This is a genomic window from Companilactobacillus nantensis DSM 16982, from assembly GCF_001435815.1.
Classification (GTDB): Bacteria; Bacillota; Bacilli; order Lactobacillales; family Lactobacillaceae; genus Companilactobacillus; species Companilactobacillus nantensis.
This window is the reverse complement of sequence record NZ_AZFV01000010.1, coordinates 71,633-97,686: the sequence shown is the minus strand read 5'-3', so window position 1 is coordinate 97,686 and position 26,054 is coordinate 71,633. Positions and strand designations below refer to the sequence as shown.

At 36.8% G+C, this 26,054-nt stretch carries 24 protein-coding genes and 1 pseudogene; 14 read left to right on the top strand and 11 right to left on the bottom strand.

The genetic code is table 11. From position 1 onward, the window contains the following. Positions 1–443 precede the first annotated feature (443 nt). The 4 genes from FD31_RS05995 (at position 444) to FD31_RS14090 (ending at position 3,427) form a co-directional block, all read left to right on the top strand. Positions 444–1,592: an RNA-guided endonuclease InsQ/TnpB family protein gene (locus tag FD31_RS05995; protein WP_147007391.1), complete on the top strand. Its 1,149-nt coding sequence runs from the start codon at positions 444–446 to the stop codon at positions 1,590–1,592. A gap of 194 nt (positions 1,593–1,786) precedes the next feature. Next, positions 1,787–2,635, top strand: a complete 849-nt coding sequence (locus FD31_RS05990) for an SLAP domain-containing protein (protein ID WP_057891861.1) — start codon at positions 1,787–1,789, stop codon at positions 2,633–2,635. Between the two features lie 248 nt (positions 2,636–2,883). Further along, positions 2,884–3,255: a hypothetical protein gene (locus FD31_RS05985; protein ID WP_147007392.1), complete on the top strand. Its 372-nt coding sequence runs from the start codon at positions 2,884–2,886 to the stop codon at positions 3,253–3,255. Position 3,256: 1 nt separating this feature from the next. Continuing rightward, positions 3,257–3,427, top strand: coding sequence for a hypothetical protein (locus FD31_RS14090; RefSeq protein WP_157049149.1), 171 nt, complete (start codon positions 3,257–3,259; stop codon positions 3,425–3,427). 458 nt (positions 3,428–3,885) lie between these two features. Here FD31_RS14090 and FD31_RS05980 read toward each other — a convergent pair whose 3' ends face one another. From FD31_RS05980 to FD31_RS05965, 4 genes are all read right to left on the bottom strand, one after another. Beyond that, positions 3,886–4,134, bottom strand: coding sequence for a P8 family protein (locus tag FD31_RS05980; protein WP_057891859.1), 249 nt, complete (start codon positions 4,132–4,134; stop codon positions 3,886–3,888). Between the two features lie 487 nt (positions 4,135–4,621). Then, a complete protein-coding gene (locus FD31_RS05975; protein WP_057891858.1) occupies positions 4,622–4,972 on the bottom strand; it encodes a DUF2200 domain-containing protein in 351 nt (116 codons plus the stop codon). An 82-nt stretch (positions 4,973–5,054) separates the two neighbouring features. Next, positions 5,055–6,509: an APC family permease gene (locus FD31_RS05970; protein WP_057891857.1), complete on the bottom strand. Its 1,455-nt coding sequence runs from the start codon at positions 6,507–6,509 to the stop codon at positions 5,055–5,057. A 19-nt stretch (positions 6,510–6,528) separates the two neighbouring features. After that, entirely contained in the window at positions 6,529–7,893 is a 1,365-nt protein-coding gene (locus FD31_RS05965) for an aspartate aminotransferase family protein (protein WP_057891856.1), read from the bottom strand. A gap of 226 nt (positions 7,894–8,119) precedes the next feature. Here FD31_RS05965 and FD31_RS05960 point away from each other — a divergent pair, with 226 nt between their 5' ends. Further along, positions 8,120–8,323, top strand: a complete 204-nt coding sequence (locus FD31_RS05960; RefSeq protein WP_057891855.1) for a hypothetical protein — start codon at positions 8,120–8,122, stop codon at positions 8,321–8,323. 358 nt (positions 8,324–8,681) lie between these two features. On the opposite strand, the gene FD31_RS05955 is transcribed toward FD31_RS05960, so the two are convergent. After that, a complete protein-coding gene (locus FD31_RS05955; protein WP_057891854.1) occupies positions 8,682–10,406 on the bottom strand; it encodes a pyruvate oxidase in 1,725 nt (574 codons plus the stop codon). 762 nt (positions 10,407–11,168) lie between these two features. Here FD31_RS05955 and FD31_RS05950 point away from each other — a divergent pair. After that, the gene (locus tag FD31_RS05950; RefSeq protein WP_057891853.1) at positions 11,169–11,690 is read left to right on the top strand and encodes a DUF308 domain-containing protein; all 522 of its coding nucleotides are present in this window, start codon (positions 11,169–11,171) and stop codon (positions 11,688–11,690) included. Here the strand turns inward: FD31_RS05950 and FD31_RS05945 are convergent. Further along, complete coding sequence (locus tag FD31_RS05945) at positions 11,687–12,055, bottom strand: PaaI family thioesterase (RefSeq protein ID WP_057891852.1); 369 nt, start codon at positions 12,053–12,055, stop codon at positions 11,687–11,689. The genes FD31_RS05950 and FD31_RS05945 overlap by 4 nt on opposite strands. Before the next feature lie 111 nt (positions 12,056–12,166). On the opposite strand from FD31_RS05945, the gene FD31_RS05940 reads away from it, so the two are divergent. The 3 genes from FD31_RS05940 (at position 12,167) to FD31_RS05930 (ending at position 15,907) form a co-directional block, all read left to right on the top strand. After that, positions 12,167–13,624 (top strand): AMP-binding protein, encoded by a 1,458-nt coding sequence (locus tag FD31_RS05940; RefSeq protein WP_057891851.1) that lies wholly within the window; start codon positions 12,167–12,169, stop codon positions 13,622–13,624. A 487-nt stretch (positions 13,625–14,111) separates the two neighbouring features. Beyond that, positions 14,112–14,537: a MarR family winged helix-turn-helix transcriptional regulator gene (locus FD31_RS05935; protein ID WP_057891850.1), complete on the top strand. Its 426-nt coding sequence runs from the start codon at positions 14,112–14,114 to the stop codon at positions 14,535–14,537. Continuing rightward, positions 14,537–15,907: a DHA2 family efflux MFS transporter permease subunit gene (locus tag FD31_RS05930; protein ID WP_057891849.1), complete on the top strand. Its 1,371-nt coding sequence runs from the start codon at positions 14,537–14,539 to the stop codon at positions 15,905–15,907. The genes FD31_RS05935 and FD31_RS05930 overlap by 1 nt, the downstream gene beginning before the upstream one ends. 323 nt (positions 15,908–16,230) lie before the next feature. Here FD31_RS05930 and FD31_RS05920 read toward each other — a convergent pair whose 3' ends face one another. From FD31_RS05920 to FD31_RS05910, 3 genes are all read right to left on the bottom strand, one after another. Next, on the bottom strand, positions 16,231–16,983 hold the full coding sequence (locus FD31_RS05920) for an alpha/beta fold hydrolase (RefSeq protein WP_057891847.1): 753 nt from the start codon (positions 16,981–16,983) through the stop codon (positions 16,231–16,233). Positions 16,984–17,057: 74 nt separating this feature from the next. Further along, positions 17,058–17,333: a hypothetical protein gene (locus FD31_RS05915; RefSeq protein WP_057891846.1), complete on the bottom strand. Its 276-nt coding sequence runs from the start codon at positions 17,331–17,333 to the stop codon at positions 17,058–17,060. A gap of 1,250 nt (positions 17,334–18,583) precedes the next feature. Continuing rightward, complete coding sequence (locus tag FD31_RS05910) at positions 18,584–18,868, bottom strand: hypothetical protein (RefSeq protein ID WP_057891845.1); 285 nt, start codon at positions 18,866–18,868, stop codon at positions 18,584–18,586. Between the two features lie 92 nt (positions 18,869–18,960). On the opposite strand from FD31_RS05910, the gene proB reads away from it, so the two are divergent. From proB to FD31_RS05890, 4 genes and pseudogenes are all read left to right on the top strand, one after another. Then, entirely contained in the window at positions 18,961–19,773 is an 813-nt protein-coding gene (gene proB / locus FD31_RS05905) for a glutamate 5-kinase (RefSeq protein WP_057891844.1), read from the top strand. Between the two features lie 21 nt (positions 19,774–19,794). Further along, positions 19,795–20,217, top strand: a complete 423-nt coding sequence (locus tag FD31_RS05900) for a MarR family winged helix-turn-helix transcriptional regulator (protein WP_057891843.1) — start codon at positions 19,795–19,797, stop codon at positions 20,215–20,217. Positions 20,218–20,885: 668 nt separating this feature from the next. Beyond that, on the top strand, positions 20,886–22,133 hold the full coding sequence (locus tag FD31_RS05895; protein WP_057891842.1) for a glutamate-5-semialdehyde dehydrogenase: 1,248 nt from the start codon (positions 20,886–20,888) through the stop codon (positions 22,131–22,133). After that, a pseudogene (locus tag FD31_RS05890) lies at positions 22,114–22,584 on the top strand (GNAT family N-acetyltransferase); the annotation flags it as partial. The gene FD31_RS05895 and the pseudogene FD31_RS05890, both read left to right, overlap by 20 nt. Before the next feature lie 218 nt (positions 22,585–22,802). Here the strand turns inward: FD31_RS05890 and FD31_RS05885 are convergent. Both FD31_RS05885 and FD31_RS05880 read right to left on the bottom strand, forming a co-directional pair. Next, a complete protein-coding gene (locus FD31_RS05885; protein WP_147007300.1) occupies positions 22,803–23,126 on the bottom strand; it encodes a hypothetical protein in 324 nt (107 codons plus the stop codon). Positions 23,127–23,558: 432 nt separating this feature from the next. Next, a complete protein-coding gene (locus tag FD31_RS05880; RefSeq protein ID WP_057891840.1) occupies positions 23,559–24,503 on the bottom strand; it encodes a D-2-hydroxyacid dehydrogenase in 945 nt (314 codons plus the stop codon). 776 nt (positions 24,504–25,279) lie between these two features. On the opposite strand from FD31_RS05880, the gene FD31_RS05875 reads away from it, so the two are divergent. Next, positions 25,280–25,999, top strand: coding sequence for an MIP/aquaporin family protein (locus FD31_RS05875; RefSeq protein WP_057891839.1), 720 nt, complete (start codon positions 25,280–25,282; stop codon positions 25,997–25,999). Positions 26,000–26,054 lie beyond the last annotated feature (55 nt).

Sequence of the window (26,054 nt, the reverse complement as noted above, 5' to 3'; positions counted from 1 at the left end):
ACTAAGCTTAGTCTGTTTTGTTTCCATTTTTTTATTATTCAAACTATATATAACTATGGACCATAGCATAAAACTTAAAAAAGTAAAATGTAATTTTAAAGAATTGATAACATTTCTCTTAACTGTTCCTTAAACCTATTGCGAATTTCACCATTGCATTATAGTTTTATACTGAACCACAGAATATAACGAGGTGAAAAAACACAAGCAACAAATATAAAACAATTTATTAGCATCTACCTAATTCATAGAAAATAAATATGGAATGAATCGTACAGGTATGGTGTAGCTTAGTTTTATTATTCCAAATAGGAGTACCGATATTTAAGGATTAGCTATGGCATAGAATCAACGTTTTGGAGAATTTTACCTTGTTGTTTGTGGATAGTTTATGATGTTAAAATTACCACATCAGAACATGAGTTCTGATGGAGGTTAAATTTATGATTAAATCGCAAAAGGTTAGATTGTATCCAAATCGTCACATGAAAGAAAATCTTGATAAACTTTGTGATTATAGACGTTTTTGTTGGAACCACGGTTTAGCCATTTGGAATGATATGTATGATTTATATACAATTGATTCTACCAGTCCACGTCCCAGCGCATACGCTGTGCGGAATGAACTAGTAGCTAATAAGGCTGATTGGCAATACAATCTGTCGGCTCGGACTCTGCAACTGGCAATCGCGGATTTGGGAAAAGCTTGGAAAAACTTTCTTACCAAAGCAAAACCTGATTGGGGCAAGCCAACTTTTAAATCTAAAAGGGCCCCACGTCAGGGTTTTAAAACTGATCGAGCAAAAGTAGTTAATGGTAAACTTCGTTTAGATAGACCCTGTGGTGCAAAATATTGGTACGATATACGGATTAGTAAAAACATTGACTTATTCGGAACACTTAGAATCACTAATATTTATCGTGAAGATGATAAATATTGGGCTAATTTCTTTTTTGATGTCAACCTTAAATCAAAGATTAAAACTGGTAATAATTCTGCTGTTGATGTAAATGTCGGACATTTTAATTACACTAATGGTATTATCAGAACATTACCCAAACAATTGGATGATTTATATCAGCAAATTAGGTTCTACCAAAAAAAACTAGCTCACAAACGAATTGTCAATGGCAGAAAAGCAACCAAAAGTAATAGTTATAGAGCAATGAAAATCAAGTTGCGCAACAACTACCATAAGGTTGCCTACATACAACATGATCTAGTTCACAAATTCACCACAAAACTTGTTACTGATTATGACAAGATTGTTATTGAGGACTTATCAGTTAAAGACATGAAAATGAGTCACGTTGCTTCTAAAGGATTGCACCGCTCCATGTTCGGATATTTTCGACAATTACTAAGCTATAAGTGCAGATGGTATGGTAAAGAGCTAATCCTCGCTGATAAATACTACCCTTCAACACAACGATGCTCAAAATGCCAACATATTAAAACTGGCAATGACAAACTTACTCTCCAGGGAAACACAAATCATAAAACAAGGCATAACGAATACGTTTGTTACAACTGTGGATTAGTACTTGATCGTGATAAAAATGCCGTTGCCAATTTACTAGACTTAATATAAAAACAATTTTAATGGGGCTGGCTAAGTCCTTAAACTGTCATAGTTGGTCAATGTGATTACTCCTCCGTGGAATATTGGAATACTAATGTTATAACGGCAGTAAGTAAAATTAAGAAAGGAAATATGTAACTTTTCTAAATGTAAGAACCCAAATAATTTTTACATTTATCCATATTTTACATAGCACGTACTCGATGAAAAAGAATAATGTTTTAATCGGCTCAGCATTAGCTTTATTAATTGCTCCAACCGTTCTGTCTAATTTGTCACCTCAAACCGTAAGTGCGGCAGATATAGATACAACAGAAACTGGTTTAGTTGGCACTGTTAATGGTAGTGGCATCTTGGTTGATGATCAGGGTCAAGCTATCACCAGTACTTTCCTTCCAAACAATAGTTCTTGGAAGCTCGGCAGTACTAAACAACTCAATGGCGTAACTTACTATCAAGTTGCGACAAACGAATGGATTGCTGCCAATAATTTGAATATCAGCAATCAAGCTCAAACAACACAGACACAAGCACAGGCACAAAGTTCCTACGAAACTCAAGTTGCTAACTCTGGTCAAACAGGTACAACTAAGTGGACTACGGCCGTGGTTAATAGCCAAGGTCAAGCAGTTAGTGGTGTCATGTTGCCAGCTGGTTCAGTTTGGAATGTTGGTCCTACAGTAACAATCAATGGTGCTAGTTACATTCAAATCGCCACTGATGAATATGTTGCTGCAAGTAATTTAAATATTGCTAGCCCTCAAACTACGCAAACACAAACTACTCAACAGTCACAACAACCAGTCGTCGGTACAGTCGTCAATGGTCCAGCAGATGTCTATGATACGTCAATGGATTCATTTTCCGGTCGTCAACTCCAAGATGGTTCACAATGGAAAGTTGGTCAAATGGTTCAAAATAAATATGGTCACACTTTCTATCAAGTTTCGACTAATGAATGGACACAAAGTTCAAACATGCAATTAAATCAAGCTGATGCTCAAAACAACGTTACAAGCGAGCCTGAATTTGCTACATCAGTTACACAATAATTAGGGATTCGAAAATTATATTTCCGTATTTCACATTTTCTTCACATTTATCATCTAATATAGTAATTGGTAAACAAGAATGATAATTTACTAATATATGCGAAATATATATAAACAAACTAATATAACCTTCCTCCCTAATATAGAAGAAAGCCTCCTGGCACAGGAGGCTTTTTTAATGCACATTTTTGGCATCCCCCATAATTGCGACTATAATTGTAGATAGCAAGATGCGAGGGGTGAATGATTTGACTCATGACAAAAAATTATCTGACGTAACGCAAAAAATCGATGATTTTAATGACGAAACGAAACTTAATTTAAAATTACATGTCGAACATGAACTACACGACCATAGGAAAATTTTGCCCAATGGTTTGTCTTATGGCAATATCCATGAAGCGATTGAACATGAAGTTGATCAACGAATGGATAAATTTACCAAGAATACCAAACTCAAACCCCAAGAACTATACGGCTATCTTGAATTGAAGTTGGCTGAAGATCCATCGCTTTCTAAACGGCAACTGCACTATTTAGCATACGACCATTTGGCAAACGAGACTCCCAATCGTTTTCTCAAGAAGATGTTCAAAAAATTACGTCGGAGGATGAGATAATATGAAGAAAATTTCGAGAATTCATGCACCAAAAGTCGTTACGGAATTTATTGTTCATCAATCCACCAACTTTATTGCTAGTAACGCATTTAAAAAACGAGTCATGGACTTCCTATTTAGTGTTGTCGATGACGTGGTGACTATGGTTTATAAAGATTCTAAGGAAAAATAAAAGATCATGCCTTTATTGGTATGGTCTTTTGTATTTATTTTAATCACTTACTAAATGCTGAAAGATTCAAAATATACTTTAAGCCTTGATACTATAGTCATCATTTATGCAAAAGTAAACATAAACCACAATACTCCAATTTATTTACAACCCAAATCAAAGAATAAACTAGTCGGAAGAAGCAAGAATTTAGGTCGCTGTGAAGGTAGCGTTAGGACTTTAGTCCTTACACCACGGGACGAGTTTTGAACTTCGCGAACTTTGCGAAGTTCAAAATCGAGATTGAAGACCGCTTTTTGGCTTCAATCGGTCCCCACAGCGACCTAAATTTCTTGCTTCTGGAGACGGCCTATTACCATCCCCAAAATAACCTCATGTTATATCAAATTATTTTAAAAAAGTGCATAAAAAAAATCCTTTAGACATCGCATCTCGAAGTCTAAAGGAAAATTAAAGATTTATTTTTTAAGGTTTTTTTCAACAAAATCGCGTACTTCTTCATCCTTCATATCAAGGAATGGTTTTTCAGCTTCTTCTGTCTTAACTGTATCGTGATTGTTGTTCTCCATGAAATAATCCCAGATTGCGTCACGAACAACTGTATCATCATCGCTCCAGTCGAAAGCCTCACTCATCTTTAGGTTTAATACTTCTGGTTCTTTTGCAATGGCTGCATCAGCCATCTTTGATGGATCTACTTCTGCCATAATTCAACAACCTCCTTTGTTACAAGACCATTATAGTTCTAATCTGAAAAAGTGACACATTAAATACTCATAATTTTTTACTATTTTCTAAATTGGCATTATCTTTTCACCGATAAGAGTTGATATCATTGACTTTTAGAAATAAATAATACTTTTTATACAAATTGTAAAACAAATTCGATTGAATTTTGAGTTTATATCTTGACATACTCATGATATACTTAGGTCTCGCATTTGTCCGGATGCGAGTGCAAGTAGATAATACTTGTTTTCCTTCAATATTATCGGATTTCTTCGGTTAGTTTTCTCCTTACAAGTCAGCTGACAACATAGAGGAAAACATAGATGCTCCCATATCCGTCCACATATGGGGGCTTTTTTTGTATCCAGATTCATTTTTTAGACAAAAACAAGCCAGTTTTAATATGAATTTCCATATACTCAAAAAAGAGACCAGAATTTTCCTGCAGGCTCTTTTTTTTGCGTTCTATTTCCGTAAAATCTTCTCCATCGCCTTACCCTTGGCAACTTCATCAACTAATTTATCCATATAACGAATTTTCTGCATCAAAGGATCATCAATATTTTCCACCCTAACACCACAAATCGCACCAGTTATGAGCGAAACATTGGGATTCATCTGTGGCGCTTGTTCAAAAAATTCAGTCAAAGTAGTTTCCTCAGTAATTTGCCTGTCCAAACCAGCCTTATCATAACCGGTCAGCCAACAAATCACCGTATCAACATTCTCTTTAGGCTGCCCTTTTCGTTCCACTTTTTGCATATACATTGGATAAATACTACTAAATGTCATCTGAAAAATTCGTGTATTAGCCATAATCAATCCTCTTATTAGTTTTATCTTGAACTAAAGTGTATCAAAAAAGCAGGCTCAAACCAGCCTGCTTTGTTTGAAACTATTATTTATTTTTCTTCTCTGCATCAGCTTTTTTACCTAACGTTGAATGATGCATTCCATAACCAAAGTAAACAACTAAGCCAATAGCGAACCAAATACCAGCGTATGTCTTAGCTTCGATATCAAGTCCCCAGAAAATAATTAGTGATCCGATAAAACCAAGTGCTGGTAAGACTGGATACAATGGCACTTTGAAGTCTGGCATAGCAATATCTTTACCTTCTCGACGTCTCAATGGATAAATCCCTAAGGAAACGAACATAAATGCAATCAAGGTACCTGCTGAAATCAATTGTGCTAAGAATGCGAATGGACAAAAGGCTCCGATAACGATAGCGACAATAGAAATTACCAGTAAGGCATGATTGGGAAGATTTTTGTTATTCAATTTTCCTAACCAACTAGGCAACATTCCATCACGTCCAAATGAATAAACTAGTCGTGAACCAGCTAACATCATTCCGATTAAAGCCGTGAACATCCCGATAACGGCGATTGCCTGAATCACACTAGCAATAATAGGATGACCCGCATGTCTCAAGGCCCAGCCAACAGGTTCAGCATTATTTGCATATGATGAATATTTAAACATTCCAACTAAAACAAGTGCAACGGCAACGAACAAGACAACAGCAATCAACAATGAGCCTAAAATACCACGCGGCATCGTTTTCCCAGGATCTTTAGCTTCAGCTGAATTAGCAGCAATTGAATCGAATCCGATATATGATAGGAAAATCATTGAAACACCTGCATAAATTCCTTGCCAACCACCAAAGGCTGTCCCATCGGGATTAACACGATATTTAGGAATAAATGGGAAATAATTCTCAACGTGAATGGCAGTCAATCCAACCACGATAAAAGTTAGAACAGCTAACACTTTTAAAATAACCAAAACATTTTCCACTTTAGCGGCACCACCGGCACCATGGGAAATCAGCCACGCAACAGCCGCGATTACCAAGACAGCAACCAAATCAACGACTCCACCATTACTGCCAAAAGTATTAGCAATGGCATTCGGGAAATGAATCCCAATCGGCTCCAACAGCCCCCTGAAGTTGGCGGATAACCCCGATCCAACGAAGGCTAACGCGATGAAATACTCAGCTAACAAGGCCCAACCTGCGACCCAGCCGAAAAATTCACCAAACATAACATTGATCCATGAATACGCCGAACCAGCAAACGGCATAGCAGCAGCCATTTCAGCATAGGCAAAAGCAACTAAGCCAGCCACAATTGCGGCACCGATAAATGAAAAGACAACTGATGGACCAGTATGTTCAGCGGCAACGACACCTGGCAATGTAAAGATTGATGTGGAAACAATTGTCCCAACACCTAATGCCAAGAAATCCTTAACTGTTAAAACTCGAACTAAATGTGAATCTTTATCCTCGTATATACTCGGATCTTCTTTTAAGGTCAAACGTTTAAAAAAATCACTCATAAAAAAATTCTCTCCCTTTTTACCAACCAATTTTCTCATTACTTGGAATAATTACTTGATTATTTTCTGCTGCGGCAAAAGCGTTATCCAAAACGTCGAGCGCTTCGTCCAATTCTTCACGGCTAATGACTAGTGGTGGTTGAAATCTAAGAATATTGCCCTTTAGTGTAATCATAACCACTCCGTGTTGAAATGCATAATAAATCACTTTGTTAGCAAAATCAGGATTAGGTTCTTTTGATTCACGGTCTTTGACTAGTTCAATTCCGCCGTCAAGGCCATACATTCTTACATCGCCAATTTCTTGGTAATGCTTTTGCATCTCTTGAAATCTTTGTTCAGCGTAGGCACCTTCTGTTATCGATCTTTCAAAAAGATTTTCCTCGTCCAGTACATCCAATGTGGCTAAAGCAGCGGCACAACAGACGGGATTACCAGCAGTTGTAAATACATGAGCTGGTGAATCTAAACTTTCCATAATTTCTTTTTTCCCAATCGTAGCCGACAAAGGCATTCCAGAAGCTAGCGATTTTCCAACAGACATCAAGTCGGGTTCGATGCCCTGAAATTGTTGATAGCTCCACATTTTACCAGTTCGTCCCATGCCTTGATTAACCTCATCAACGGCAAAAAGGATTCCGTGTTCATGACAAAATTCATAAACTAGCTGCATATATTCCTCAGGTGCTTTACGAATTCCGCCATCCCCTTGAATAGGTTCGATCAAAACACAAGCAACCTCATCAGCTGGCAAATAACTTTCAAATGGTTCCTTAAAACTTTCAAAATAACGTAACGCCACATCATGTTCTGTTTCGTTAGGATATCGTCGATATAAATCAGGATATGGCACATGAACAACTCCCGGCATCAACGGACCCATTTTACGAGTCATGTTCAAACTAACTCCAGATAGCGCCATGGAACCGTAAGTCGAGCCATGATACGCATCCATATATGAAACGATATATTGGCGTCCAGTATATGCTCGAGAAAACTTGATGATAGCATCATTGGCCTCTGAACCAGAATTGGAAAAAACAACCTTCTTCGGACTACCTGGCACCAATTTAGCCAAACGTTCGGCCAATTCTTGAGCTGGACGATGATGGAAATAGGCAGGTGTGTAATGAATCAGTTTTTCGGCCTGCTCTTGGATAGCTTTAACAACCTTTTCATTCGTATGACCAACGTTGATAGCTGATGCACTGGCTAACAAGTCAATGTACTCATTTCCATCAGCATCGATCAAAGTTGCATCGTGTGCTGATTCTATGACCAAATCGTAGTAATTGATTCGTGAAGCTTGTGCATAGTACTTATTTTCGTTCTTAATCAAGCGGTGGTCCACCTCGTGATCATGATCTATATTTTGCGTCGTCATAATAACACCCCCTAAATTTTTATTATTGAAATATTGCCATTTTAATGGTTTTTTAATTTAGTTGCAAGATTTTTATGAAAGTTAAATCCTACACAATTAAGGGTAAACAGGTTTACGAGGCGTCATGACGGTATCTTCAGGTTAAAGAAAAATTAAAGATATTTTAATTTATGAAGAGTTGCTAATAATGAACTCCGGAATTATTATGATGTCGGAGGCTTTTATCATGATTAACGATGAAAAAAAGTTGTTAGAATACATGTCCAATTTCTACAAAATATCTGCCGACGAGTTGACACAAAAATATACGATGTCACAACTCGAAGATGCTTATAACGAGATTAATAATAAAACTCGGTATCAAAAGTATTTAAATAAAAATAAATCATTCCCTAGTGAGTATGTTATAAAGGAATTCAGTCCCTTGTAAAGTGCCGCCGGAGGGGGAGAAAGATAGAGCCGCTGTGGGGACCGCTCCGAGCCAAGGTCTCGGAGCTCGATTTTGAGCCTTGCACAGTTCGCAAGTCTCAAAATTCGTCCCGTACTGTAAGAACTGCTTCGCAGTCCTAACAGTACCCTCCTGCTGGCTCTATCTTCTCCCCCTCCGGCTAGGTTTACTCTTTTATTTTAGGGATTTTAACTTAACTAATTTTTATACGAAAAACACTATCAGAAAATATAATCAATTCCATTAAAAAAGAACACTTCTTTATGAGGTGTTCTTTTTCGTTAAGTATTATTTATATCATATTTCTTAATAATTTCCTATTATGATCATAATAAATATTCTATAAGAATGAACGTAGAATTTCTTTCATTGGTGGTAACTCTGGTAATGACTTCTTATCGACTAAATGATCAAAGCCAAATTTAGCATATCCTTTAGCTTCGTCCATCATAATTTTCCCTGGCAATGGAGCTTCATCTGTCACTGCCACGTCCAACAATACTGGCTTTTCAGGATGACGGTATTTCTTAATAGCTGCTGAGAATTCTTCATCAGTTGTGATTCGTTCGCCAATTCCACCGCAAGCTTCAGCTACTTTAGCAAAATCTATTTCTGGCAAACTAATACCGTAATTTTGTTGGCCAGCTGATTGTTGCTCATATTCGATAAACGCCAATAATTTATTATTCAAAACAACATACAACATTGGCAAATTATATCTGACGGCCGTGGCAAAATCTTGCATGACCATGGCTGTGGCCCCATCACCTGCTACAGCATAAACGGGACGGTCTGGGAAATCTTTTTTAGCAGCAATGGCACCTGGTAATGCACAGCCCATTGTTCCTAACCATGCCGAAATTGTGTAATCTTGACTGGATTTAGCTGTTAGAAAACGTGCGCCAAAGGCTGTTGAAGTTCCGACATCAATTGACCAAATCGTATCACTAGGAGCGCTTTGACTAAGATTGTGGAACATCAATGATGGTAAGACACCTTGGTGCTTCTTAGAATAAACATCATGCATCCAACTGCGCCATTGTCCAATTTTACTAATTGCTTCATCCAAATAAGGCCGTTCGCTAACAGTTTCACCTAATTCATTGAGACGCGCCAAGGCTTCCTTAGCATCGGCTTGAATAGCAAGGTTGACATGTCGACGTTTGCCTAATCGATCAGCGTTAACATCAATTTGGATAGCATCGACTTTCTTATTCAAATAAGGTGCATATGGATAATCTGTCCCAACCATGATGACTAAATCAGCTTTTTGCATCATTTCAAACGAAGGTTTCGTCCCCAATTTACCAAGCTGTCCTAAATTATATGGATGATCATCATCAACTAATCCTTTGGCAGGCATTGTTAAAATAATTGGAATTTTATACTTCTCAATAAATTCCTTCATTTCTTTTTTAGCATGCTTGATACCAACACCAGCTAAAACAATCGGATTGGAGTGGATTTTGATTAGTTCCAAAGCATGCTTGATTTGGTTGTCGTCGACCTTATAGTTTTCCATTTGAAAATTATCGACATTTGGTGTGAAATTATCTTTAATCATGTGATCAGGAATATCATCTGGAATCGTCAAGACAGCTACACCTTTTTTCGAAATAGCCGTTCTGATAGCTTCATCCATAATCCGTGGTAACGATTGTGGGTCCATAATTATTTTGTTGTAAACAGCTACATCATCAAACAAGACATGTGTATCAACTTCTTGGAAAAAGTCCGTATTGAGCAATTTTGATTGTACTTGTCCCAGAATTGCCAACACTGGTACGTGATCCATCTTGGCATCGTAAAGTCCATTCAACAAGTGAATCGCTCCCGGACCACCAATCGACAAGCAGACGCCTAATCTACCCGTTAATTTAGCATGTGCTGCGGCAGACAATGCCGCTACCTCTTCATGCAAAACATGCGTAAACGTAATTTTATCTTGAGCACGATATAACGCATCAATCGTCGTATCAACCGAATCCCCTGGCAGACCATAGATATTATCTACACCCCACTTTGCTAAAACATCAACCATTTTATCAGATGCACGAACAGCCATAATACCAGTCTCCTAACACATCGTTATTTAAATTTACCGCTAAAGAAAGCGATATCTTTTAACATCATATATAACGTACCACAATATTTTCACAATAAAAGAAATTTGCTCCAGCATTGATATAGTGTCATATTATATAATCCAGTTTGAAAGATTGTGAAATATTTTTCTAACAGTGATTTTATTTTAAGACATTTCTGGTATTATGTATTTATAAGTTAACAAATTGTGTTTGTTTTTGGGAATGCCGCCTCCAGGAACAAGTAATTTAGGTCGCTATGGGGACCGATTCGAGCCAAAGAACGGTCTCGAATCTCGATTTTGAACCTCGCATAAACCGCGAGTTTCAAAACTCGTCCCGTGGTGTAATGGCTGAAGCCATAACGCCACCTGCACAGCGACCTAAATTCTTGTTCCTTCCGGCTAGTTTATTTGTTGCTTTTTAATTTTCTGAATTATTAGAGTATCGATACTTAAAGACTATTTAGAACCTTTTAATCATTAGATACATATCAAGTTATAGAAAAATGAATTCATAAAATAAAATAGTCGGAAGAACCGAGAAAGCTTAACTGGCAGTGAAAGTGGTGTTAGGTCGAGTGCTTTTTTCGGCCTTACAGCACCGGGCGTGTTTGGAGACTTGCTTGCAAGGCTTCAAACCGAGGAGCGAGACCTTGGCTCGATCCGGTCCGCACAGCCAGTTTAAGCTTTTCTCGGTTCTGGAGACGGCAAACACAAAGTTATTATTGGGGGAGTTAAAAAATGGTTAGACAATTCCAACTTTACCGTTGGTTACGTTTTATCTTCCTGCTTGTTGCAGGTATTTTGATTGTCATTGAACCGATTAAAAGTTTTGACATCGTTATTTATATTGTATCTAGTTACATTGCTATTTATGGGATTCTATCAATTTTCGATGGGCTTAGTATTCGACGAACAACCGGGGAAAATAATATTGCGGTCGGTCTAGGTGTTGGGGAATTATTTTTGGCTTTAGCTGTCCTGCTCTTTGCCCGTTTGCTAGTTCCGCTTGTGCCACCAGTTTTGGGTATTATCCTTCTAGTCAACGGTATCAACCAATATCGTGATTCTCATGAGATGACAAAAAGGGTTCCGGTAACACCATACCTGGACTACTTTTATTCAGCACTTTTGATGCTGGCAGGTATTGTGTTTATCCTGAACCCTTCAAAAACAATTATTTTTATTTATCAATTATTCGGATTAAGCTTAATCATCTTAGCCTTCTTCGAAATTATTAACTCCAGAATCTACCGTGGCTAGATCTGGATTTTTTTTAACATTACGATACTCAAACCGTTAGCAATTGCACTCTTATCAAAATGAGTAGTGGCCTGCCAAGTTTGAACGTTTTCCCCGTTACGAACTGAAATAGCTTCAACCACTAACTTGCCCAGCTTAAATGAATTCAAGTTGTGAACATTCACACCTGTGATAGCAGCAGAATCGTCTTGTTCAAGATTCAAATTGGCTCCGATACTGGCAGCTGTTTCCGAAAGCATTGCATTAATACTGCCAACTTTGTTTTTTTCCATTTCAAGATGTTCTGGTGTTAACTCCATTTCCAAAACAACCTTGTGTTTGCCCTTTTCGACAACTTCTATTCCCATATCGCTTAATAAACTCATTTCATACCTCAGTTTTTTTCAATAATTAGTAAAAATTCACTCAAATTATGTTTTACAATCATATATAGTATTTCAATCGTATCAAATTTCTAAACGAAAAGAGGTCATATTTTGGAAAATTGGTTAGTCAAACGTGCAAAACTCGATCCAGATAAAATCGCATTGATTCTTGAACACGCGGATTTTACTTTCAGTGAACTCAATTCGACAGTTCAGCTATTTGCTAGTAAATTATTTGCCAGCGGTATTCGCCAAAATGACCCCGTCGCTTTATTTTCTGATAATTGTTTTAATGGCTACGTTGCCATTTTAGCACTTCAACAGTTGGGAGCACGAACTATTTTCCTTGATACCGAACTACCTCAAGAAACTTTGCGCTATCAAATAAACGATTGCCAACCCAAAACAATCTTAATTAGTGATTCTGTTAATAAAACTGAACTCGATCAAATAGTTTGGTCTAAAACGATGATGTCCGATATTTTGAGTCTGAAAAAGAATTACAGTTATCAACCGTTAACTGAATTTAATGAACAAGATGTATCGGCTATTTTCTATACTCCTAACGCTGACAAACATGATACAGGCGTTATGTTAACGTATGGAAACTACTTTTACTCTGCCATTGGTACAGCTTTGAACCTTGGTATTAATAAACAAGACGCTTGGGTATTGTCATTGCCACTTTTCAACGTGCCTGGTTTTATTATTATCATGCGTTCATTAATCTATGGTATCGGTGTCTATTTGATTGACGGTTTCGATATTGATCACATCAATAAAGTTTTAATCAACGAACACGCTACGATTATTTCTCTAACTCCGACAAGATTACGTGAATTATTGAATGCTTTGCCTAAAGGTGAGCGTTATAACGATAAATTCAGATGTATTTTCTTAGGAACGGGTCAAATCGACAATTGGACTTTGTTGCGCTGCAATATGCTCGATATTCCGGTTTTACAATCTTACGGCATGACCGAAACCACTTCTAATATTTCAGCATTGAACTTCAATGACGCCGAAATTAAAACTGGTTCTTGCGGACAACCATTCTTCACTACGCAAATTCGGATCACTAATATCAACCAAGATAATATCGGTAACATCGAAGTTAAATCACCAACCGTCGCTGTTGGCTATCTTAATAATCATGAACTATATCAACAAAGATTCACTGAAGATGGCTTTTTCAAAACAGGCGATGTTGGTTACTTAGATGACGACAACTTTCTCTATATCAAGGGACGTCAAGCCGACTTGATTCATTCACATAATGAAATCATTTATCCCGAAGAAGTTGAAAATATTTATCACAGTATCAACGGAATCATTGATATTTGTGTCGTTGGCATTGATGATCAAGATGGTAAGGAAGTTCCCATTGCTTATTTGACGACACAGGATAACGCCTTTTTAACTAGCGAAAGTTTAAATGAATTTGGGAAACATAATCTAATTGATTATCAAGTTCCGACCGAATTCCGACTGATTGATAAATTTCCTAAATCAACTAATGGCAAAATCTTGAGAAATCGGTTGTTAAACTTACAATATCGGGTTATTTAAAACTAAAAGTTAAATATGGAAGAATGATAATAGGCCGCCTACAGAAACAAGAAATTTAGGTCGCTGTGGGGACCGATTGAAGTCAAAAAACGGTCTTCAATCTCGATTTTGAACTTCGAAAAGTACGCGAATTTCAAAACTCGTCCCGTGGTGTAATGGCTAAAGCCATAACGCCACTTTCACAGCGATCTAAATTCTTGTTTCTTCCGGCTAGTTTATTCTTTAAATTGGAGTATTACTGTTTAGATTGGTTAATTTTGATTACCAAGACTTAAAGTATGTTTTGAATCTTTTAAACTTTATAATCTAATAAATTCAGTTCAAAAACGAATATTTACACCCACTTAAAGGGACCAGAAAAATTTATCTGGTCCTTTTTGAATACCATTCTTCTAAAACCTCATAAACTCTTTGAATTTACAAAAAAATGGTGTATGATAACAAAACGTTAGTCAACTAACGATTTGTATAAAAGTTGAGGTTCAGTATGTCAAAAAAATACACAAATCGACTGTTAAAGGTCGCCGCAAATCAAATCACTAAAGGCTTTGATCTCTTCGCCCGTAAATATGATATGACTTGGATGCAAATGTCCATTATCGACTATTTAAGTCGCCAAGGTGACCAAGAAATATTGCAACGTGATATTGAAAAAGAATTCTTTATTCAACGTTCAACTGCCACCGTTCTACTTCAAAGAATGGAGAAAAGAGACTTAATTCGGCGACAATCTGCCAAATCTGATGCACGCCAAAAATCAGTTTATCTGACTGAAAAGTCGCATAGTTTAGAAACAGATATCAATCAATTTATGAAACGCCAACAAGAAATACTCGAAGAAAACTTTTCTAAAGACGAAATTGCGACTTTTGAAAAAATTCTTAAATTCTATACCAATGGAGATAACATTTAATGCCAAAATCAGAAAAGATTCCTGTGCGCGTTCTGCTAGCTGTCATAGCCACAGGATTAATGTCCTTTTGTGGGGTAATCGTCGAAACATCCATGAATATTTCATTCCCCACCTTGATGAAAGAGTTCAACGTAACTACTTCAACCGTTCAATGGATGACAACAATCTATTTGTTAATCGTTGCTATCGTTGTTCCCCTATCATCATTTTTCAAAAAGAATTTCAAAACTAAAGCACTTTTTATTTTTGCTAACTTATTTTTCATCTGTGGTGTTATTGTTGATGCCATTGCACCGACTTTTCCAATTCTACTATTGGGACGAGTTATCCAAGGTTTAGGAACAGGTATCGCCTTGCCACTAATGTTCAACATTATTTTAGAAAATGTACCTGAATCAAAAATTGGTTTCATGATGGGAATTGGTACTTTAATTACTGCCGTTGCTCCAGCCATCGGACCAACATTCGGTGGTCTAGTAATTAATTCATTCGGTTGGCGTTATATTTTCGTCATTTTATTACCAATTTTAATTATTTCATTTTTCCTAGGTATTAAAAATATTCACCAAAAAAGCCCGATTCAGAAAACCAAGTTTGATTTTCTCAGTTTAATCAGTTTGATATTAACCTTTTCCGGTTTAATTTTTGGATTCAGTAATATGAGCAATCCCAATCTAATTGTTATCCTCGCCTTTTTGATTGGAATTATCGGTTTAGTCAGTTTCGTTATGCGCTCAACCAAAATTGATGAACCAATTATTAATTTAAACGTTTTGAAAAACATTCACTTCAGCAGTCATGTCCTAAGTTTCTTTATTTTCCAAATTTTATCCCTAGGATTTGCCTTTATTTTGCCAAATTATATTCAACTAGTAAATCATGGTTCAGCAACCATCGCCGGTTTAGCAGTCTTCCCAGCCGGTGTCGTTGGTGCCATTCTAGCGCCACTAGGTGGTAAAATTCTTGACGAACTAGGTGCAAGACGACCAATTTTATTCGGTGTAACTTGTGCTGATATTTCCCTAATCCTATTCGCCATTTTCAGCATGCATTTGACCAACAACATGATCATCTGGACATATATCCTCTACATGTTTGGTATGGGATTATCATCCGGAAATATTATGACCAACGGATTGAAATACTTATCAGATAAAAATCAAGCCGACGGAAATGCCGTTTTAACCACATTACAACAGTTCGCCGGAGCAACCGGAACCTCAATCGTGGCAGCCATTATCGCCCAAAGTCAAAGCAACACTCATCTAAGCACCGCCACAGCAACAGCCATCGGGACACAACATGCTTTTATCGTTTTAGTTATCCTTGGTTTGATTAATTTATTTATCTTATTTAAAGCAGCAAAATAATAATGGCTCTATAGTAAAAGCTCCTATTAAAAAATTCAATTATTTTTTAATAGGAGCTTTTTAACTGTAATAGTCTTATTCCATTTTGGGTTTATATCAAAAAGATTTAAAACAATAACCATCATATAACCAACCAACTAGCAGGCAGGAGCAATAATTTTTTGCAGCAGTGCAGGTGGCGTTAAGGCTTTAGCCTTTACACCACGGGACGAGTTTTGAGACTTGCGGTTTTTGCAAGGCTCAAAATCGAGACTGGAGACCTTGGCTCCAGTCGGTCCCCACAGCAGCAAAAAAATTATTGCTCCTGCCTGCGGCACTCCCACCTACTCTAAATAATACTCGAAGAAATTAGCCACCTTATCCATCAATCGTGTTTCAACTAAATGTCCTGCTTTATAACCAGTAATAAAAGCCACTTGGTCAGCATAACTTTCACCATGAACTCGATCAAAGAAGTCTTTCGATTGCCGATAAGGAATCCGATAGTCATTAGTACCATGCCAAAATAACAGTGGACGATGATTGATTTTTTCCGGATGCTGACTCAAATCATAATCATTGATCCAGCCAGTCAACTTTTCTAAATCTTCAGGCACATAAATTCCCCGACGTTTGGCATCTTGACGAACTAACTTGGCATACAAAGCTAAATCAGGTGTCCCCATAATAATGGCGGCTGCAGTGATTTCCGGATGAGCTGTCAACAAAGCACCAGTCGTCATGCCACCCATAGAGTAACCGCCAACTCCAATTTTTCCATCTTTGATCAAATCCTTATCCTTGTAATAATCTCTGATCAAAGAAAATTCGGATAAATTTCCTTGAATGCTATTCCAAAAAGTAAATGATGGAATTGACGAAATATCTGTGATTCTTTGCCCATGATTCATAGCATCGGGTAAGACAACTCGGATATTTTTTTGTGCTAATTTTCGAGCTTGGGTCAAAACTAGTTCTTTACTAGAGCGCCAGCCGTGATAAAAAATGACTAACGGCAATTGTTTGTGAAATGGTTCTTCAGGTGTAACTTCTAAAATAGGAACATCTTGAATCATTTGTTGATAAATTTTTGTCATTTAATCACCTCAAAATCATAATATCATCTTAAAAATAAAAAAATGCAGGAATAATTAAATATTCCTACATTATATTAAATATATGGTAAATTACGATTTTTAATTTTAAATAACAGTTCCTCAACATCGCGACTGTGGCGATGACCTGTATCCATATCATATTTAATTAATTCACGTCGAAAATTAATCAACTCAACCTCAAGGTTATCGTTATACTCAAATTGTTTAAGTTGTTTAAACACCAAGTCTATCAACGAACCTTCTGAACCTAAATTGAAGGATCCAACAGACTCTTCAATGGAACGAATAAAATTATCTCGTTCAACATTGGAAACCTTAACTTGTTTCAAAATGTTACCACCCTTCTATCAAAATACCTTAGAAACCCATATGCAATTCTTCTCATTTATTGTCATCATTATGCCTCATATTTATCGGCGTATGCTTTCAACTTTATATAAAATACTTATACTATTTTGAATATTTCATATGAAATCAACAGATTCTCAATATCTAGATTATGACATGATAACTAATTTGTGTCAGTGGATTTCACAAACTCAACAAAATAATGCATGCCATTAAGTGAATTGTTTTAATATATTGCTATTTTAATCAAAATATATTTCCTTAATTGTAGAAATGTTTTTATATTGGACTTATAATTAATTTGGTTATATAAGCGAGATGTATAAACCTAACAATATTTTCATTGTTATCCTTTTTGAAAAGTAGTACTCCTTCTCAACTGCTTAGGAATCGGAGTTAGTGGTAGGCTCTGATTTTAATTTCTCGCAAAAATAAAGGCTAGTGGTAGGCCTTTATTTTTTTTGTCTTTTTTAAAATGCCGCCTCCAGGAGTTTGGATGGGTGACTCCTGCTGTGGGACCTGTTCGAGCCAAAGTACGGTCTCGAGCCTCGATTTTGAGCTCCGCAAGACCCGCGAATCTCAAAATACGTCCATTATGTAAGGACTAAAGTCCTAACATAATTTTCACTGCTGGTGTCAACCCATCCAAACTCCTTCCGGCTAAATATCTGGTAAAACTATTATATTTTCAATGTTCACTGATCTAAATTATTTCGAATAAAAACAATTTAAATAAAAAATGAGAAAAATCGCTTTGAACTTAATCTTTTTATTTTAGGTAATTTGATAATAATTTCTTATTACAACAAAATATTGAAAATCTTTAATTCTTCCACTAAATCAACCACTATATAACTTAAACAACAGCATCTTTTAATACCCTAGCTGAAGGGTTCGAGTGATGGAGTCCGGCAGTGATAGTGGTGTTAGTGCTTTAGCACTTACTCCACAGGACGTATTTTGAAATTCGCGTACTTTGCGAAGTTCAAAATCGAGCTCCGAGATCTTGGCTCGGGGCGGTCCCACAGCAGGACTCCATCACTCGAACCCGCAAGCGGCATTAAAAGGGATAAAAAAAGGGCAAAACAATCATCAAAGGGAGTTGAGTTGTTTTGTCCTCATAGCTATCCAACCCACCATCATGATATATCGTTGAGTTGGTTTATAACTATCATATATTTTAAAGTTTATTTACTTATTTTGAACTGAAAAATAGCATATGTTTAAACATCTATTTATCTTTTTTATTATATTCTGGATCATCAAGATCTTGCACAATATCCACACCATACAAATCGTTGACTGCTTCATCTTTTGGAGCTGGATGAACGACCACAATCGCAATTGCACCCTTGCTACTAACATATCCAACAAAGGTTGTAACTTCCTCAACGTAGTATGGTAATCCGTCAGAGTGGATAATATATTGCCCAGCGACTGGCATACTTTCGATGTAAACTTTGTTCATTCGGATATAGTCGTCACCGTCATGAAGCATGATTAATATTTTATACATGAAATACACCCTTTTCTTATTCTTCCTATTGTTCTATCGTAATAGTTATGGAAATTAATTACTAGTTTAAAACTACTTATGAGGAATAAAAAATGCAAAATAAGCGTCAGATCTATGCTGATCGAATCGTTGTCAAAATCGGTACCAGCACTTTGATTCGTCAAAATAGCAAAATTAATTTAAATGTTATCAAGAAACTCGCTAAAGTATTGAGTAGCCTTAAAAAGGATGGTAAAGATGTTGTCCTGGTTTCATCCGGTGCTATTGGCGTTGGTATGGGTGTCTTAGGAATCGACCGTCGTCCGGTAAAAATTTCAAAGCAACAAGCCGTTGCAGCTGTTGGCCAAGCTGAACTTATGCAAATTTATAATGAAGCTTTCCACGAATACGGTATGTCAGTTGCCCAAATGTTGATCACTCGTGATATAATCGATTATCCGGAAAGTCATACTAATGTGATGAATAGTTTCCAAGAGTTACTCTCAATGGACAATGCTATTCCAATCGTCAACGAAAATGATACGGTGACCGTTTCCGAATTGGACCATCACACTAAGTTTGGTGATAACGACCAACTTTCAGCTATCGTAACTAACTTAGTCGATGCTGATTTATTGATTATGTTATCCGATATTGATGGTTTTTATTCTGCCAATCCTTTGAAAGTGCCTGATGCTCATCTAGTTTCTCACATTGATACAATCAGTCCTGCCATTATTGCAGCCGCTGGAGGTCACGGAACTAAATATGGTACTGGTGGTATGACAACTAAATTAAAAGCCGCTGAGCGAATTTTAAAGCATAATCAGCAAATGGTTTTAACTAATGGGAAAGATCCTGATATTATCTTCAATATTTTATCAGGCGATCCTGTGGGAACCCTCTTTTCTACTGCACGTGAATAATTAACGATTAGGAGGTCAATAATGAATTCACAATTTCCAATTGAAAAAGCCATTATTAACCTAATAACGAGTTACAAGAATCAAGTTACTAAAAAAATGCGTCCATTGGGACTCTACCCTGGTCAGGATTTGATTTTACTGACACTGTTAAAGCACGGCCAAGTTTCCCAAAATAAACTTGTTACGGAACTATGTGTCGATCATTCCACTATTGCCAAATCAGTTCGTCGTATGGTCAGTGTCGACCTTGTTCAAACTGAAAAATCAACTGAAGACAAACGCGTTACACTAGTCAGTCTGACTAAACACGGACGTGATTTGGCTACACAGGTTGAAAAAATCTGCGTCACTTCTGAACGAGCAGCTACATCAGGATTGAGTACTGAAGAACAACGCTTGTTTATTGAAATGATTGATCACATTACGAAAAATTTGAATAAGTAGTCATTTATGTTGACGGCAACACAAAATAATGCTAGATTAGCATTACGTTGACGGCAACGTATTAATCAACGATAAATTAAAAATCAAAATTACTTAGACGTTAAAAGAGATAGTGAATACAGCCGTTCACTATCTCTTTTTGCTCTTTAAACTGAAGGTTGAAAGTTAAATATGCTGTGGAGATGGTGATAGGCCGCCTCCAGAAGCAAGAAATTTAGGTCGCTGTGGGGACCGATTGGAGCCAAAGAACGGTCTCCAATCTCGATTTTGAACTTCGCAAAGTACGCGAATTTCAAAACTCGTCCCGTGGTGTAAGCACTAAAGTGCTAACGCCACCTTCACAGCGACCTAAATTCCTGCTTCTTCCGGCTAGTTTATTCTTTGTTTTGGATTAAGAGTAAATAAACTGGACTATTATTGTTTAACTTGGTAACTTTTGTATCAATGATGACTAGAGTACCAAGACCTAAAGTACGTTTTGAACCTTTCAACCTTTAGTTAATTATATTAAAGTTACATAACTTAAACTTATTCAATATAGCACAATGTCGAAAGAATATATCGTACTTTCAATTTGGCTTCTATACTTGAACACAGGTTAATAACCCCACTATATATTTTTTGTGTATACTAGAACCATATAGAAAGCGTTTTAGGAGTGAACAACAATGACAGATCTCGAAAAAATGGGTCAAAATGCTCAAAGTGCTGCTTTTGAATTAGGACAACTTGGTACTAAAAAGAAAAATGATGCCCTTTTGAATATGGCAAATGCTTTGGTGCTCAATACTAGTAAAATTATCGAAGCTAACAAGGAAGATATCGCTAACGCCAAGAAAAATGGTATGAAAGATGCGATGGTTGATCGGCTTTTGTTAACACCGGATCGTATCAATGATATGTCTGATGGCTTACGTCAAGTGATGGATTTACCTGACCCTATCGGAAAAGTTGACCGTGGCTGGGAAACTGTCACTGGCTTAGATATTACGCAAGAGCGCGTTCCTTTAGGTGTTATCGGAATGATTTATGAAGCTCGCCCTAACGTAACTGTCGATGCTGCTGGTCTTTGTTTTAAGGCTGGTAATGCGGTTATTTTGCGTGGTGGTAAGGAAGCTATCAACTCTAATATTATTTTGTCAGAAACGTTACGTTCTGCTTTGAAAGACTCTGGCATCAACCCTGATGCAGTTCAATTGATTGATGATGTAAGTCATGATACGGCTCAAAAGATGATGGAATTAACTGGTTATATCGACGTTTTAATTCCTCGTGGTAGCGGTAAATTTATCAAGATGGTCGTCGACAAAGCTAAGGTTCCGATTATCGAAACTGGTGCTGGTAACTGCCACATTTATGTTGATAAGGATGCTGATTTACAAAAAGCATTGAAGATTATCATCAATGCTAAAGTTCAACGTCCTTCTGTCTGCAACGCTGCTGAAAAAGTTGTCTTGCACAAAGATATTGCTAACCAATTTTTGCCAAAACTTTACAATGCTTTGCGCGCTAATAACGTCGAAGTTCGTGGTGACACTTTAGCTAAAGCAATCGTGCCTGATATCGTCCCTGCTACTGACGAGGACTGGGGTACTGAATATGACGATTACATCATTGCCATTAAAATTGTCGACGGTATTGATGATGCCATTAAACATATTAACAAGTACAACACCAAGCACAGTGAATCAATCATTACTGAAAACTACTCAGCTAGCCGCCAATTTATGAAACAAATCGATGCTGCGGTTGTTTATACCAACGCTTCAACTCGTTTTACTGACGGTCAACAATTTGGTTTCGGGGCTGAAATTGGTATCAGTACCCAAAAATTGCACGCCAGAGGTCCTATGGGTGCTAATGAATTAACTACAACGAAGTATTTGGTTCAAGGCGATGGACAAATCAGAGAATAACTTGTTGATCCGCCCTATTGAACAAATTACATCTAAACATTTCAAACTATTTTTAGAAGCAGATCCATCTCGAAAAATAGTGAATGATTACGTTGACCGAGCTTATCAATTTGAATTGGTTGATAATAGTGAGCTATTGGGCGTGTTGTTACTGTTGGATACGCGACCTGAAACTGTGGAAATTGTGAATATTGCTGTGGATGAAACAGCTCGTAACCAAGGATTGGGTGAAAAATTAATTTTATTTGCTCTTGATTGGTCAAAACAGCATCATTATCGAACAGTTTCCATCGGAACAGGCAGCACCAGTTTTGCACAGCTCTACCTTTATCAAAAATGTGGCTTTCGAGTTGTTAGCATTGATCGTGATTTCTTTGTGGATAATTATGATGAACCTATTATGGAAAATAAACTATTGCTAAAGGATATGATTCGTTTGGAAAAAAATTTACAGTCCAATGATAGAAAAGAAGCTAGTGACAAGTTAAATCAAGCAATCAAAAATATACCAGTACAATATCTCAATACTAAAGAAGACGTTGTCCGTTGGTTAAAAGAGAATTCTGAAGATGATGAATAGAATTTAATTTCAAAAAAGACTAGTAATCCAATTTGGATTGCTAGTCTTTTTTGTTTTAATCGAAAGTCGAACACGTTTTGTCCCACTCTCTAATTCTTTCTACTTACTGCTACATAGTTCTTGATGAACTTATAAATATGTAAATCTTTAGCAATCAAGAGCATGTCCCCAAACATCACTGCTATAACAATGACGAACAAGAACATGATTTGATTTAATGAAGCTGGGTCCAGTTGGATTCCTTGGAACCGCAAGTCCGTTAATAGTGCATAAACGATATATCCAACTAGCAAAAACTCCAATAATTCAAACGGAGCTTGGAAGCGGACACCAAATTTTTTATTTAGATCACTATCTAAAGTATTTAGTTTTTCATCAGAAAAGAAAGATAATTCTATAATCGTGTTTCTCATGTTTAAAATTATTTCCATAATTAATAATAATAACCAAAATAAGAAAACAAGCATGAATCCTATAAAACAATCACCAGATGACATTATTTTTCCTTTCACGTATCTGATTCAATTTTAATACATCTTGGTGATTTCTCAACAGCAATTAGTCTCGAAAGCGTCGTCATTTGATATTTTAAATATGCCGTCTCCGGGATGAAGCGATATAGTCCTGCTGTGAGGACCGGCTCGAGCCAAGGTCTCGACCCTGCTGGACTATATCGCTTCATCCCTCCGACTAGTTATTATCTTGATTGTTAGTATTACTGATAATAGACCATATTTATGACATTAAGAGGTGGTTTTATAATAACTTTTTTACTTATTATCTTTAATATCCAAAATAAAAAGCTCTGAGTACAAATATATCTTCTACTCAGAACCTTCGTTTTTTTAATAACCAGTTGAATAATTTACTTCATTAACCACAACTTCACCATTTTCAACGTATGACTTCAAGTTTTGTTTGAAAATATCAAACGCTCTTTCTTCATAGTGAACGCTGGCTCCAGCATCATGTGGTGTGATGATCACGTTCTTCATGTCCCAAAGTGGACTGTCACTTGGTAGTGGCTCTGGAGTTGTAACGTCCAAACCTGCTCCAGCAATTTCTTCATTTTGTAAAGCTGCAATCAAATCTTCCATGTTAGTTGTTTTGCCACGGCCGACGTTGATATAGTAAGCTTTCTTTGACATAACTTTGAAAATATCTTTATTGAACATCCCAATTGTTTCTTCAGTATCAGGCAATGTATTAACAACAAAGTGGACTTCATTGATTCTAGCGTTCATTTCTGACATTGGAATCATTTCGTCAATATAGTCAGTTGCTTGGTCAGTTCTGCGAACACCGATTGTCTTCATGCCTAAAGCTTTAGCATACTTAGCAATCAATTTTCCGATATGACCAACACCAACAATCATGACAGTTTTGTTGTAAACCTCATCATAACCATCGTCTTGCTTCCATTCACGAGCATCTTGATGTCTGGCAGTTAAATTCATCCGACGTTCAAACATCAACATGTAAGCCAAAGTTTGTTCAGCTATATTAATTGCATTAGCTCCAGAACCATTAGTTAAGATAACACCCTTTTCCTTCAATTCAGGCAGTGGCAAAGCATCAACGCCAGCACGGACTACTTGAATCCAATTCAAAGTATCACTCTTTAAAACAGCATCTTTTAAAGTATTAGACCAATCGTAAAGCACTTCGACTCCGTCAAGATCTTCAGGGGTAACCTTTTTAGGAGAAACCACCTTTAAGTCAACACCAGAGATCGATTGAATCTTCTCTGTTTGTTTCTTTGTTAAATTAACTAAACTAAGAACCTTCATTTTTCTACCTCGTTTTTAGGATTAATTGTCAGATTGAAAGGATCATGAACAACCTAATTAGTTACTAAATTAGCGCTTTTGAGCAAAAAGTCAATTCACTTGGATTCTTTTTATTGGGAAATTAAATATTGTCACTATCTCTAGTCATTTTATGTAGAAACCTTACTATTTGATATTTTGAAACTAAAGAACACAAGTATTGAGTTCTTATCTAACCGATAATACCATCATATATTTAAAGCAAAGAACCATATTTTTCATAACTACCTCAGTTTTTAATTATAACCATATAACTAATACACTAGCCTCTGGGAGCGAGAAATACAGGCAGCAGTGCAGGTGGCGTTAGGGCTTTAGCCCTTACACCACGGGACGAGTTTTGAAATTCGCGGTTTGTGCGAAGTTCAAAATCGAGCCGAAAGACCTTGGCTTTCGGCGGTTCCCACAGCAGCCTGTATTTCTCGCTCCCAGAGGCGGCCTTCCCCGCAAATTCTTGTCGATTTTTCTGAAAATGCCAATAAATATTCGGAATGTATGATACAATATTACACGTTGCTCATCATTTGATTTATTTTACTATTTATGTTAGCTAAAATTGCCCCTTATTGGTGGAGCAATTTTTTTATGTGAATTTTAGGGATTATTCACTCCTTAAAGACAAATTATTACGAATTTATACAATTTAACCCATTTCTGAGTGAATTCTAATATTCGTGTTTTACTGATAGTATAGGTCATGAAGAGACAAACAATTAAATTTAGGGGTAGTATTAATTATGCACTATACATTGTTAGTACGTTGTGTCGCTGAATTTATCGGAACAGCTATCATGGTTGCCCTCGGTAATGGTTCAGTTGCCAACGTTGAATTAAAAGGTACAAAAGGTTTCCACGGTGGGTGGATTTTGATTGGATTTGGTTATGGTATCGGTGTTATGATTCCAGCCATGATGTTCGGTCCCATCTCTGGTGGTCAAATTAATCCAGCCATGACTTTGGCTTTAGCCTTCAACGGTGAATTTCCATGGGCTGAAGTTGGTCCATATATCATCTCACAATTCTTAGGTGCCATCTTTGGTCAATTGATGATTGTGGCTGCTTACAAACCTTATTACAATCAAACAGAAAATGTGGAAAGTATTCTTGGTACTTTCTCAACTATCGATGCTGAAAATAGTCGTTTGAATGGTTTCATCAACGAATTTATCGGCACATTCATCTTGGTATTCGGTGCCGTAGCTTTAACTTCCGATCATATCGATCCACGTGCTGACTTTATTGGCCTTGGATTCTTGGTTATGTGTTTAGTTGTTTCATTCGGTGGTCCTACTGGTCCAGCGTTGAACCCTGCTCGTGATCTTGGTCCTCGTGTCTTGCATGCATTATTACCTTTGAATCCTAAAGGTTCTTCCCAATGGAAATACAGTTGGGTGCCAGTACTAGCTCCAATCCTTGGTGCTATTGCGGCAGTTAAACTTTATGGTGTTTTCTTTTAAATAATAAAATCAAAGACGGTCTACTTAATTAAAAGTGGACCGCCTTTTTATTTGC